Annotated in this window: 8 protein-coding genes; 2 read left to right on the top strand and 6 right to left on the bottom strand. The window is 39.6% G+C overall.

From position 1 onward, the window contains the following. Positions 1 to 812: 812 nt before the first annotated feature. Together QNM16_RS10825 and QNM16_RS10820 are read right to left on the bottom strand one after the other, a co-directional pair. Entirely contained in the window at positions 813 to 1,520 is a 708-nt protein-coding gene (locus QNM16_RS10825; RefSeq protein ID WP_284020498.1) for a zinc ribbon domain-containing protein, read from the bottom strand. Positions 1,521 to 2,426: 906 nt separating this feature from the next. After that, positions 2,427 to 2,924 carry a lipocalin-like domain-containing protein gene (locus QNM16_RS10820; protein WP_284020497.1) on the bottom strand — a complete coding sequence of 166 codons (498 nt, stop codon included), beginning with the start codon at positions 2,922 to 2,924 and terminating at the stop codon, positions 2,427 to 2,429. A gap of 600 nt (positions 2,925 to 3,524) precedes the next feature. Between QNM16_RS10820 and QNM16_RS10815 the strand changes: the two genes are divergently transcribed. After that, complete coding sequence (locus tag QNM16_RS10815) at positions 3,525 to 6,107, top strand: M1 family metallopeptidase (RefSeq protein WP_284020496.1); 2,583 nt, start codon at positions 3,525 to 3,527, stop codon at positions 6,105 to 6,107. A gap of 620 nt (positions 6,108 to 6,727) precedes the next feature. Here the strand turns inward: QNM16_RS10815 and QNM16_RS10810 are convergent. Then, the gene (locus QNM16_RS10810; protein WP_284020495.1) at positions 6,728 to 7,324 is read right to left on the bottom strand and encodes a hypothetical protein; all 597 of its coding nucleotides are present in this window, start codon (positions 7,322 to 7,324) and stop codon (positions 6,728 to 6,730) included. Positions 7,325 to 7,672: 348 nt separating this feature from the next. On the opposite strand from QNM16_RS10810, the gene QNM16_RS10805 reads away from it, so the two are divergent. Then, positions 7,673 to 8,587 (top strand): formylglycine-generating enzyme family protein, encoded by a 915-nt coding sequence (locus QNM16_RS10805; protein WP_284020494.1) that lies wholly within the window; start codon positions 7,673 to 7,675, stop codon positions 8,585 to 8,587. A gap of 16 nt (positions 8,588 to 8,603) precedes the next feature. Here QNM16_RS10805 and QNM16_RS10800 read toward each other — a convergent pair whose 3' ends face one another. From QNM16_RS10800 to QNM16_RS10790, 3 genes are all read right to left on the bottom strand, one after another. Further along, positions 8,604 to 10,673 carry a hypothetical protein gene (locus QNM16_RS10800; protein ID WP_284020493.1) on the bottom strand — a complete coding sequence of 690 codons (2,070 nt, stop codon included), beginning with the start codon at positions 10,671 to 10,673 and terminating at the stop codon, positions 8,604 to 8,606. Positions 10,674 to 10,693: 20 nt separating this feature from the next. Then, positions 10,694 to 11,410, bottom strand: a complete 717-nt coding sequence (locus QNM16_RS10795) for a hypothetical protein (protein ID WP_284020492.1) — start codon at positions 11,408 to 11,410, stop codon at positions 10,694 to 10,696. A 218-nt stretch (positions 11,411 to 11,628) separates the two neighbouring features. Next, positions 11,629 to 12,264 (bottom strand): ABC transporter substrate-binding protein, encoded by a 636-nt coding sequence (locus QNM16_RS10790; protein ID WP_284020491.1) that lies wholly within the window; start codon positions 12,262 to 12,264, stop codon positions 11,629 to 11,631. Between the last annotated feature and the right edge of the window lie 102 nt (positions 12,265 to 12,366).

The following is a 12,366-nucleotide window of genomic DNA, read 5'->3' as shown; positions in this document are numbered from 1 at the left end:
TATGTACCTTTTTTATTTATCCTATTGTACACCTGAAAAAGAATAAACTTTTATTTCAAAGCCATCATAGTTCTTTATATATATCATGAATATGTTGTGTTTTAGCAGTTACTTCAGCAAAGCTATCTTTATTAAAAAAAATTTAAAGCTATGCCCATTATTTTTTATAATGTAAAAAGCACCTATCTGAAATAGGCTTTCCAACCTAATTTTTGCACCACTCGTTATTTCTCTTTTTTATTGCCAGATTCATAATAAGAAAATTGAACATCTACAATACCATCCCCCCTGACACCTTTTACAAAAAAGAGATTTCCTGCTGCCTTACATCGTCCCTAGTGATTAACTTTAACTAGGAAAGGAGAGTTGTTTTTTATCGAAAACATTAGTTAAAAATATGCTAAGTATCGTGTGGATTATACACTTCAACACCTTTTCCATTTATAACCCAACCGGCCTTTCCTTTTTGGGTGATTTTAACAGCCATAAAATCTTTACTATACCGAATGTCCTTAACTTGAAACGTTTTGGTGGGAATAACTTCAAACACTATGGTGCAAGATCCAATGTTCTGATAGCCACACTCCCAATCGTTAAATGCAGGCAACAACTCGCTGATCTTTACAACTTTGCTTCTGTTTTCATAAATTTCAGCCTGCCAAAAAAAAGTGGTAGTTATAATAGTTATCAATAATATAAAAATGTTTATCTTTATTTATATTCTTAAAACCTAATTACAAAGTTGAGATATAAGTAAAAAAAACAAGCTAAAAGCCATTTTTTATCCCGCTGTATACATAGTTCTATAACTATTAATCAAAGCATTTTTGATAGGCTTTAGTTATTGCTTTGAAAGCACCATTTAACGTGAAGTTAAAATAGACTCGCTGTTCTGCGCTCCATTGTAGCTCCAATAAAGCTGTTTCTGATGATTTTAATTTAGTTATAATTTTACTATCGTTTTGAAAATGCAAAAACTTAGCGCCGGAGTTTTGAATTAACGTTATATCTTCAATATTATCATCCCATTTGACGCTAGCTTTGATCACACCTGTTCGCGTTTTTTGTAAAGTCGGGGCTGTATTAAAAGCAATATATGACCATTTACTTTCCGCGTTACACCCAACTCCAATCCATGCTTCAACATCTGAGTAAGGAAATGACAACCTTTTATTTGATTTTGTAATGGGAGACGTTGCATACGCAGACCACCTCCCAGTCATTAAATCCCTTGAGGTTGATGTATTCCATGCTGGCTTTTTATAGATCGTTTTATCTCGTAATTCTATATAAGCTACTTTGGAAGCATTAATAAAAGAGCTTAAAGTAGCTACTACATCTAGTTTATTTACGCCTGAAATTGGAACTTGGCTTAATATATAAATTACAATAACTATAACGATGAGACCTGACCATTTAAAAAAAGAGGTTCCTTTAGATATCTTAGCACCACATTTAGAACAGCTTTTAACTTTTGCACTAATTGTTTCACCACATTTCTTGCATTTTACAAGTAGCATGTGCTCCCCCTTAGTTTGCATAGATACATAGTTACTCCTACACACTACTCGTTTCAATCTCATCACTTACTAGTTATATAAAAGTGACTGAAACGCCAACCAGAACCATAATTTTATCAAATAACCAAAAGGTTAAGGCGTGTATAACTAAACATATCATAGATATTATTAGCTTAGATACCCATAAAGAGTTCAGGGTATTAAGTAACACTATCAAATAGACAAGAAATACCTCAGCATTTTTTCCGAGTGATAGCCTAAGTTGGCGATAGTCAAAGAAAGGCTTCAATCCACAACTAACTTATCGATAACAGCAAAAACACGCATTGGCCGCTCCACCTTAAAAGAGCATCAAATTTCTGGGGTTTAGTTTTTATATTATTTAGTTAAGTAAATAATATAGTTTCTGACTATTCCTTTATAAATACTGACGAGAAAGGTTTTTTGATCAATTTATTTATGTGTATTTCTTTTATAATACTGAGAAATTCCTTATACACTCACTTAACCGACACAAAATAGAAAAACTCTCACAGTGTCAAACTGACTAAATATTTTTTTTGAAATTTTTATTTTTCAACCAAAGGGAGATAATAAAACAAAGACTGATAAACAAACACGTTGTAGAAATTTTAAAGATAAGTTGTATACCTGAATTGGGGCACCCCCACATGCAAGTAGACATAAGCCCCGCTATTGAGGCTGCTAGTATTATCATATTAAATATTACAGCTAAGAAATACTTCATGGTCTACCTACATTTATGATTTTTAATCAAAAGGACAAAAACCACGTACAAACCACTTTCTGTACTCCTAACAAGTAACCATAGTGCCGCGTTAAGCATTACGGTGTAAATCAGCTGTATCACCCGCTTTGATATATTTTATATCGTGATTTTAATGCTTATTTAATGCGTTTGAAAGTTGCACGCAAATATCCATCTTGCTCCCCTAAACCCAGCTTAACCAGCGGGTAGGCGCCTTCTTGGGTCATAGTATCTCCCATTATTGTTATTTTAAAAGTAATGGATACCCCCTCATAATTTGGAATGCTTGAATATTCAATATGCTCAGTCAGTATATTATTCTCGTAGCTATAGCGACCCAACGAGCCACCAAAATTATCAAACGCAACCACTTTTTGTTCTTTCGTTAGTTGATAAGAGTTAAACCTTGGCCGATTAGTACCGATACTTGAAAACGCAAAATGGCTATCCGTAAATATTTTAATCATTTCACGACTTTTACCATCAAAGGTAGTGTATTTCTGGTCACCTATAACAAGTGTTTCTAACTCTAACTGCCACTCACCTTCAAGGGTATCTGTTTGACTGTTATGACTTGAAGTTTGACACCCGCTCAGTAAGCCTCCGGCTAGTACTAAAGTAAATAAAATTCTCATAATTCATATATCCATATTATTTTATACCACGGTTGTCAGTATTTAATTACAAGACAACATCATAATTCACCCACGGTGTTAGTCTCACTTAATATAATGGAGAGGAAAAAGCCAAAATCATAATTTAGTTTGTTAAATAGCTAAACAAATACGACTTGCATAATCAAACATAACATACCTTTTATCGCCTAGTTACCCACAAAAAGTCTGAACAAGCACAAGAGGCCGCTAAACCGACCAAAGAATGAATGGAGGAAGCGATTGAACAAACCAGATAGCAAAATAAAATTGAATCAATAAACAAAAATGGACAGGCACACTTTTGAGGCTTTCTCCAAGCTTAAATCAATTGCTATACATTAGCGCTAATTAACATGCTATCTAGCGTAAACACTTTGAAAGATTCTGTTACATATATTCTATTTATCACTCAAAGCACTCCCATAACACCAAAACCAAATAAACCAGATTTAAAACATATAGTTAGAATATAAAAACACCAAACATGTGACTTCCCTTTAAACCTTAAAAGAATAATTAACTTTTAACTTGTTACAGCTTGTGTAAACAATTAGTAATAACAACAAAAAAGGACAATTAATGTTTAAGCGCACTCTATTATCAACTACCATTTTTCTTTCTCTTACTGCTTCAGCAAATATGAGCGAAGACTACCGATTAGCTAAGGTTGCAAAACCAATACAGCAACATGTTAGTTTAGATGTAGACCCTGCAAAAGAGCGTTTTTCAGGGCAAACCACCATTGACATTCAAGTTTTAAAAGACACGCAATTTATTGAATTGAATGGACTTGATTACGCCATTGAATTTGCCAAACTACTCGGCGATAAGCCATGCGATCTAAAAGATACAATGTTGAAGACAGGTAAAGTGAAACTTGCTTGTGACACAATTATCCCAAAAGGGAAATACACCCTAAAAATTGCATTCGATGCGCCTTATAATCGTCAAAGTGTTGGCCTTTATAAGTCAATAGATAGAGGTGTGCCATACCTCTTTACACAATTCCAAATGAGTGATGCAAGGCGTGCCTTTCCCGTATTTGATGAGCCAGAATTTAAGATCCCTTTTCAACTCACCATTACCGCGCCATCTTCACAAAAAGTGTATGCCAATACGCCCGTCATTAAAACCGATTCAAACGATGGAAAAACAACGCACTACTTTGATAAAACGCCCCCTCTGTCATCTTATTTAGTCGCGCTGGCAGTCGGGCCTTTTGAACACGTCCCCGTTGAAAAAATGTCGGTGCCGGGCAATATTGTGACGCCACATGGTAAAATTGGTATTGCACACTCTGCGGTTAAAGAAACACCCAAAATTCTTAACGCACTAGAGCAGTACTTTGACATTCCGTATGCATATAAAAAGCTAGATCAGGTTGCTTTACCAGAATTTCCGTATGGCGCGATGGAAAACGCAGGATTGATTACCTACCGCGAAGAAATTCTCCTTGTTGATCCTATTACTCAGCCCCGCAATGATTTCAATACCCATTTATACGTTATTGCACATGAACTTGCACACCAATGGTACGGTAACTTAGTGACCTTGAAATGGTGGAATGACATGTGGCTGAATGAAGCATTCGCAACTTGGATCGGTGGCAAAGTGGTCACCAAGTTATACCCCGAGCTTGAACGTGACTTGTTATTGCCACAGCATAATGCCATGGTACGAGATGCCATGATCACCACAAAGCCTATTCGTAAGCCCATCAACAGCTCAGACGATATTATGGATGGACTGGGCCTTGCTTACTCTAAAGGTAGTGCGGTACTTACTATGGTTGAAGAGTGGATAGGCCATGAAGTCTTTCAACAAGGCATGCGTAATTACATAAAAAAGTATGCCTATAAAAATGCAGAAGCAAAAGATTTATGGTCTGAGCTTGAAGCGGTCTCTAAAAAGGATGTCCCGGGTGTTTTAGACTCTTTTGTCTCTCAATCATCGTTTCCTCTAATCGATTTTACTCAGTCAGGCAAAACACTCACGCTCACTCAGACTCGATTTTTACCTAAAGGTCAACAAGCCAAAGCGCAGCTTTGGAAAGTACCTGTCTCTATCAAATATGGTGATAACAAAGGAAATGTAGCCACTAAAAGAGTCCTACTCACTGAGCAAACTCAATCAGTTACACTCGATTTTACACCGACCTGGGTGTACCCTAATGACAATGCCATTGGCTACTATTTGTGGTCCATGCCAGAAGCACAATATCAAGCAGTGTTGACACAAGCTGACAAAGCATTAAACACACGCGAAAAGCTTTCTTTAATAGAAACAGCCAAGCAACTTATGGATGCAGGTAAAATTAATGCCTACACCCTACTCGCTTCTCTTAACACATTCACCAATGATGCTCACCCGAAGGTTACCGCCAATGCGTTAGAGGGAATTGTAAGTAATATGCGCACCTTCAAGACAGATAAAAACCAATCTCAGTGGCAGTCTTTAATTTCTCAAAAAGTGTCCGATGCTATCGAGCGATATGGCTTTGAAAAACAAGCTGGCGAGTCTGACACTGTTTCTGAATTAAGAGCAATGGTGTTCAGACTGGCTGCTTTTGAAGTGCAAGATACTAACATCATCGCTGAAGCACAAAAGCAAACAGTTCAGTTCTTAAAAGATCCCAGTAAAGTAGACCCATACTTAGCGAAAACTTACCTTGAAATTGCGGCTTACTTTGGCGATCAGGCACTACTTAATCAATTTAAATCAACAATAGAACAAACAGCCACCCCAAGTGTTCGCGTTAAACTGTTATCGGCCCTCGGTTACTTTAATCAAAAGGATCTTCAGTCCCAAGTACAAAGCTACCTGTTAACGGATAAATTAACGGCATCAGATACGCCTGCCGTACTTAGAGGGTTAAGCTATCGCCCAGAACGAAAAGCAAAAATGAACCAGTGGATTTTTGAAAACTTTGAGCAAGTCGCAAAGCGCGTCCCGCCTTATGTGGTTTCTTATTTACCTTACATTTCAATGCCAAAATGCCAAGAGCAAGGCTTTAAAGATATTAAGTCATTCTATGAATCAAAAATTGAAGCATTTCCTGGGATGGGTAAAAGCTTACCAACCGCAGAGCTCAGACTAAACACGTGTCTATCTTTACAAAAAAGAGAGCTCGCCTCAGCTGAGCGGTTCTTAAAACAACTATAAACCTCATTTTGAGTAATAGGGCTGCCCTATTACTCAATGCAACTTATACAAACTGTTTCTAAGTATGAGTCAGTTACATATCCATCTAAATATGATTGAGTTTTATCAAGGTGATGAACACCGCAGCATGACAGATTTGTATGGAAGAGGCAGGGTGATTAAAAGGTTAACCTCTGAGGACTAAGCTGGTCAATCATTTAAACTTAAGGCTCCCAACCTAGTTGGGAGTTACACTCTTAAACTAACAAAAGTCCGTAAAGACGCATGTTTCAAACAAACCAGTATGTTGAGGAACACAATTGCCAGCATTATTTTGAGTGAATCTTTTACCGTGACCACCAACAATTTTGGGTGTCAGGTTCTGGTTTAGAGATGATGCTTTAGATAAGTTTTTGATATTTTCCTTATTTGACTTAAATTGCACTTTCCTTACTTATGATTGATTAAACCCCCATTCATGGGACCTTAAACGCAACACCCCTGCAAACATTTTGCAACACCACCGTATTCTATGTAATTTATCAACACTCAATATTACTTAGGCTTCCCCTAATTCAAGTTACACGAGCGCCGCTGATATTGAAACCTAGAATAAACTTTAAATTGCGTTTAATCTCAGGTCACCTTGTACGTCTGGCAGACATTGCTCTTCTATTTAACTCCTTAACCAAAGGGCTTATAGTGCACAGCTTAGACTTAACTTTTGGTTCAAACATTAACTCTGACTCGATCCCACCATCGTTTTTTATTTGAACTCGTATTAAACTCCGATTTCTCATGACGTGCCTCACTTTGATAATATCTTTTAGCTCTACCCGTTGTTGTTTGTCGTTTGTTACGAATAGCAAAGCATCCCCTTCGTCATAAACTAGATCAGCAGTGTCCCTAAAACACAACTTAAAAAAGACTAAGCCAAAAGCCACAACGAAAACAGGTGTTATGATGAACTGAAGTGCCTCATAGACGAATACTGATGAGAAAAAAATAGCTGGAGAGATTGCAAAAAGCATACAAAAAATAATGCGAAAAATAGCATTGCTGTAAATTGAGTCTGCAGAAAGTTTCCTTTGGTGGGTGACTGGCTCTCGCTTTTCTTTTTCTAAAATTAACCTATCGATTTCCTTTGCAATATCAGGGTGTTTCTCCCGATCTACAGCCTCTGCTGATAGATACAAATCATCAAGAGAATATGTTGTGAAATCGATTTTTCGAGTCATATGCTCCACCCTTTGTAATAAATATTCAAAATGATTAAGCACCTAGCTCTTTCAAACAAAAACGCACATTTAAACTAAACATGACAATATACAATTATTTCTAAATTAGCAACAAACTAAACCTTGCCTTCTAAACACAATTCAAAGGCAAGACCGCATTACCTTTTAGCGCTTCAGAATTCCAAAATATTTGCATACACAGAGCACGTATCGCCTTGGACCAATCACAACCTCTTTAATTTAAAAATCTAAGCCTCAAACCTAATACTTTATAACGATTCACTTTCTCACTTGCCCTGCCCCTGATATCCTAGCGCATAAATTAATCATACTAAGGATAAGTAATTAATGATTAAAACCTGCTTTGCAAAAACCGCTTCAGGTTTACTGCCCTATCGGACTAACCAACTCATACTCGTTCCTTTCGCCAGCATATTGCTGAGTGGCTGTGAGGATCTTGGCCAGCGCATCGACAAAATCACGGGAGAGCAAGACAAACAAGTTCAGGCTTTGATTGCGCGCACCAAAGCCCAAATGATTTTTGTTGAAGGCGGCAGCTTCATGATGGGAGATGGCGGTGGGCCCGACAATTTTCCTTGGACCATCGCGACAGATAACAAACCCGCACACAAGGTCACATTAACCAGCTACTCGATGGGCGCATACGAAGTCAGTTATGGGGATTTTGATTTATACACCGCGGTCAATAATCTGCCAAAAGTGATGTGGAACGAATGGGATAAAAAAGAAATCTGGCGAGGCCCCAAATATCCAGCCGGCGTGAGCTGGTATGGCGCAAAGAACTACTGTCTGTGGTTAGCTAAGCTTACAAATTTACCCTTTGATTTACCGACTGAAGCACAGTGGGAGTTTGCTGCACGTAACCGAGGGGAGAATGTGCCTTTTGCCACTGATACAGGAGTACTAGACCTTAGTGTTAACTTTTCACCTTCGGTTAGCGATGAAAGCTCTGCAATTAGTGGCTCCTATCCGCCTAATTCCCTTGGTTTTTATGATTTAAGTGGCAATATGATCGAGTGGGTTAATGACTGGTGGGCAGAGGATTATTTCCAACATTCTCCTGAACATAACCCCAAAGGACCCAGCACAGGCGATAAAAAGGTCATGAGAGGCGGAATGTTTTTAGAATCGCCAAGAGGCAGTAATGTTTTTACACGTCAGGAACTAGACGAACTCAATGTAGCCTACAGAGCAAGCGGCTTTAGATGTGCCTTACATCAATCACAACCTCTAGATGATTAGGCACACCTTGAAATTGCTATGCTGTTGCGCTGAATGGTTCTGACTTCACCATTGCTACCTCAACAGAGCCCTCTTTAGCACTGAATGGCAGCTGGCGCTGCCATGCATCAAACTGGGTCTGTTGAGAGAAATCTAAAATACTATTTAATTGCTCTAGCCCCTCTTGCTCGGAACAATTTGTCCCCCCTTCACCCATATGCCGCAATACCTTGTTGAGTTCATGCCTACACAATATATGTTTTAAAATAACCAAGATGGCATTTTCTCTCTGCTCATTGAACCCTGACCAACTGTAGGAGTCTGTATCAAAATAACTCGCCAGATTACTATTAGCCAAGGCATTTAAAAAAGCGCCTTTGGCCTCTGGCGGTGTAAACTTCAATATCTCAGGCTTCGCAATTATCTGATTAGCCAACTTTTTCACTTTAACGTGCTGTACTATTTGATTTCGCCACGCCATATCAACTTGTAAACTGGACCTATATAGAAACTCGACCGCATTTTTTCCAGTATAAATCTGCAGCATAACCGCCTTGTACAACACCTTAAACGCCAAGGGCTGAATAAAGGTCAAATAATCATAATCTTCATTTTTCAGCTGGTGATATACAAATTGTACTAATGTTAACAACTCATCCACGCCTACTTCACATACAAACTCTCCACCTGCACCAACGCCCCATACGAGACTTGCTTTTGCTTTAATCTTAAACTTGCCATCTTCGTAGCCAATATAAAAGCCCCATTGGGCACCAGCGCCCAAAGAGCCTTGCGCTTTGCCACCTATCTTTGCAAGATCACAAAATGCTGGACGCTTTTTCTTTTCTGGATTGTCCCACTGTAAGGCGCCTGCCAATTCACACCCGCCGGATACGCCAGTCAAAGCCTCTGCACCGCCTTTGACTGGCTCAAACATGCGGTCAGCTTTACGCATTTGCTTTTTCTCCTGCTCACTTAAACCGTTCACCATCATTTTGCCTTGCTTGAGCGAACAGCCCAAATTCACTGATGCTTGTAATTTTGCCCCAGCATAGCCAAACACGGATACGGTTGCACCTAGCCTCATCGCCCCCAAATTAACTTCGCGCTCTTGGGTACTGTTTTTGAGCGGCATCATAAATATCATTTCATATCCGCGCTTACTGGGTAAATAGCCACTGAGCTCCGCTTTTGCCTCCCCCACGGCAAAGTCTGATTTAAAATCGCCTTGCAAAGCAAACACGCCATCTTTGGGATTAAATGCTGCGGCAATACTGGCACCATGTGTATAGCGCATCAACCTTGCTTCTGCGCTCGCATCAAAGTAATCGCTTTTTTCAAACCCTTTTATACTGAGGTTTTTGTTTAACTCTTTAGCCCAATCGCCCCACACTGCGGTGTAGTCATCAAGTAGCTTGTGATCAGACTTAAAACTGGTCTTTAACTTACTTAAGTCATTCTTTAGGGCTTGAGCGAGTTTATCTTTATCAAGCTCTCCTTTTTCATTGCTAAAACGTCGGCCATCGCGAATATCGGTTTTAATTTTATATTTGCGAGTGTGGTTCGCGACTTTATCACTGCGTACATAGGTATATTTATTACCTTTATAACCTATCACTTCTATGATGCTATTCGCGCTTGGCCCGCTCACTAAAGGCTTTAATGCACTGTTGAGCTCATCTTTGGCTTTAACCAGACTTTCGCTTGGCCCTTGACCAACAACATCTTGACTCTGCCCAGCGATACACTGCTTTAAGTTTTCAATTAAGGGGTTCAGCTCGGCTCTTTGTGCATCTAAAATATCCGCCAGTGACTGGGTGACGGCGACAAAGCTATGATCCGCGGGAATATAAATAATATCTACAATTTGTTGCTGCTCATTTGACTCAACAACCGAAAATTGAATGCGATGACTTGCGCCATCCGCATTGGCGGTGAGCTGATACTGGCCTTCAATAAGCGGCAAGGCAAACGTGTACTCATACCCCATATCAGGCTGATACTCACCATCAATGCGTTCTAACTCTGCGTGCAGTGTTCCGGATGTTGGCCCTTGCCAACTAACTTCAACAGAATTACTGTTATAAAACTGACCTTTAACTCGCATATCATAGCCAGTATGTACTTTTATGGTGTCACCGGGTTTAGGTGCTTTTTAGCGGTAATTTGTGGGTAGTTAAAGCCATATATTCGGCCAGTGTCGAGTGTCCCTGTGTATAGGTCCACCACACTTTCAACGGTTTCACCGGGTCGCATCACATGGTGCGCAAAACGCTTTTTAGTTTGCGCACTTTGCTTTAAAACTAAGGTTTGCGCGTCTTTTGGCTGACTTATGATCACCGAGGGGGCAATGGTATCTTCATTTTTCGGTTGATTTTCAATGTGCTCTTTTGGCAGTGCGCCAGCGGCGACCGCCGCTGCATCTGATTTAAACATCGCGCTTGTCGGCTTGGCCGGCGCACCTGTTACAGCTTGGGTTGATACGCTCACGGGCGGTTTTTTAATAAACGCATACGTATCCGCTGATTGACTTTGTAACGCGGTACTAATTCGCTGTGTGCTGTTTTTGTTAACACAATACAACTGTTTGTCTGCGTGCAAATCAAATCCGGTATGCCAGTATCTTGCTGAACATACCGGTACACGTATGTAGTTTGAATAGTGTGGCTTAAGCCCAGCTAAAATATCACTGGGTACACCCCGCATGGGTAATTCACAATAAGGGTTTGGCGGCGCAGGTTCGGCGCACAATACTGGGTTGTCTTGCGCTGGTATAAAGGGGGATAAATGTTGCTTGTCTTGTTCGAGTTGCCCCAAAAAATGCTGCTGTTTTAACAACGTCATAAAAATGCTTCCTTGTAAATTTGCTGCCAAAAAACCTATATGGCTTGGCAGTGTAAAGCACAAAAAAACCTTTTCATAGAGAGGCAACTAGGGCAAAAACACCGACAATTTGCCCCTTTGCAATAATTGTTCAAACCTACGCTTCCCTACTACTTAATTCGTAAGGCCTGCACACCTTGTTGCGCAAGTTTGTTAACCTTTAAGGTGCAACAATCTTTTTAAATATTATTTGCTTGTGCTTGTCTTAGCTCATGATTTAACTGCTCAAAACCAATTTCACTGATTTTTAATACCAAGCTTTGACGCTTAACACTTAACTGCGAAACATGGCGAGAGATCACATCATATACGCGCCACTGACCTTGCGTATCTTGTTTAAACTTAAAGATCAGTTGCGAGTGTTCGCTATTGGGCTTATTGATATCAATGGCCGCCTCTGCAAACTTTCGGCCCTGATTAGTTTGTAAAGACTGCAACGACATATCAGCACCTTTATAATCCACCAGCACTTGGGCATACATATTTACCAGTTGTGACTCAATCAGCCTTGTAAACTCAGCGGTTTGCTGTCTATCTAAACCGCGAACATGCTTACCTAGTAATTTTAAAGAAGAAAACTCCAAATCTAAATGCGGTGCAAGCTGTGCGTTAACGACTTGCATGGCAAACGTATCTCGTTCGTTGACAGGCAACAGAGCCAGTTGCTCAGTGGCTTGTTTAAACTGTAAGCTCAAGTCTTGTGCTAATACATCTAGCTGACTCGCAGGTTGATTATCACTTTGACTGTGTGCAGAAAAACTTAGGCCGAATATCAATACTGCCATTAAGGCAAATGCTGAAAACCAAGTGCGCATTGTGTTGCTCTCTTTTGTTGTTAAGGTGCGATTAAGGTAAGTGTACACCTCCTTTACAGTTAAAAAAGTCAACAAAATAGCAATTGATTGATGCCAATAATG

It is taken from the genome of Pseudoalteromonas umbrosa (genome assembly GCF_030125375.1).
Classification (GTDB): Bacteria; Pseudomonadota; Gammaproteobacteria; order Enterobacterales; family Alteromonadaceae; genus Pseudoalteromonas; species Pseudoalteromonas umbrosa.
Note: the sequence above shows the minus strand (reverse complement) of the source record. Positions and strands in the feature narration are given on the sequence as shown.

Bases quoted from the DNA above. Each gene is read 5' to 3' on its own strand.
- QNM16_RS10810 (WP_284020495.1), bottom strand. From the start codon at position 7,324: ATGACTCGAAAAATCGATTTCACAACATATTCTCTTGATGATTTGTAT.
- QNM16_RS10820 (WP_284020497.1), bottom strand. From the start codon at position 2,924: ATGAGAATTTTATTTACTTTAGTACTAGCCGGAGGCTTACTGAGCGGG.
- QNM16_RS10815 (WP_284020496.1), top strand. From the start codon at position 3,525: ATGTTTAAGCGCACTCTATTATCAACTACCATTTTTCTTTCTCTTACT.
- QNM16_RS10800 (WP_284020493.1), bottom strand. From the start codon at position 10,673: ATGCGAGTTAAAGGTCAGTTTTATAACAGTAATTCTGTTGAAGTTAGT.
- QNM16_RS10795 (WP_284020492.1), bottom strand. From the start codon at position 11,410: ATGACGTTGTTAAAACAGCAGCATTTTTTGGGGCAACTCGAACAAGAC.
- QNM16_RS10805 (WP_284020494.1), top strand. From the start codon at position 7,673: ATGATTAAAACCTGCTTTGCAAAAACCGCTTCAGGTTTACTGCCCTAT.
- QNM16_RS10825 (WP_284020498.1), bottom strand. From the start codon at position 1,520: ATGCTACTTGTAAAATGCAAGAAATGTGGTGAAACAATTAGTGCAAAA.
- QNM16_RS10790 (WP_284020491.1), bottom strand. From the start codon at position 12,264: ATGCGCACTTGGTTTTCAGCATTTGCCTTAATGGCAGTATTGATATTC.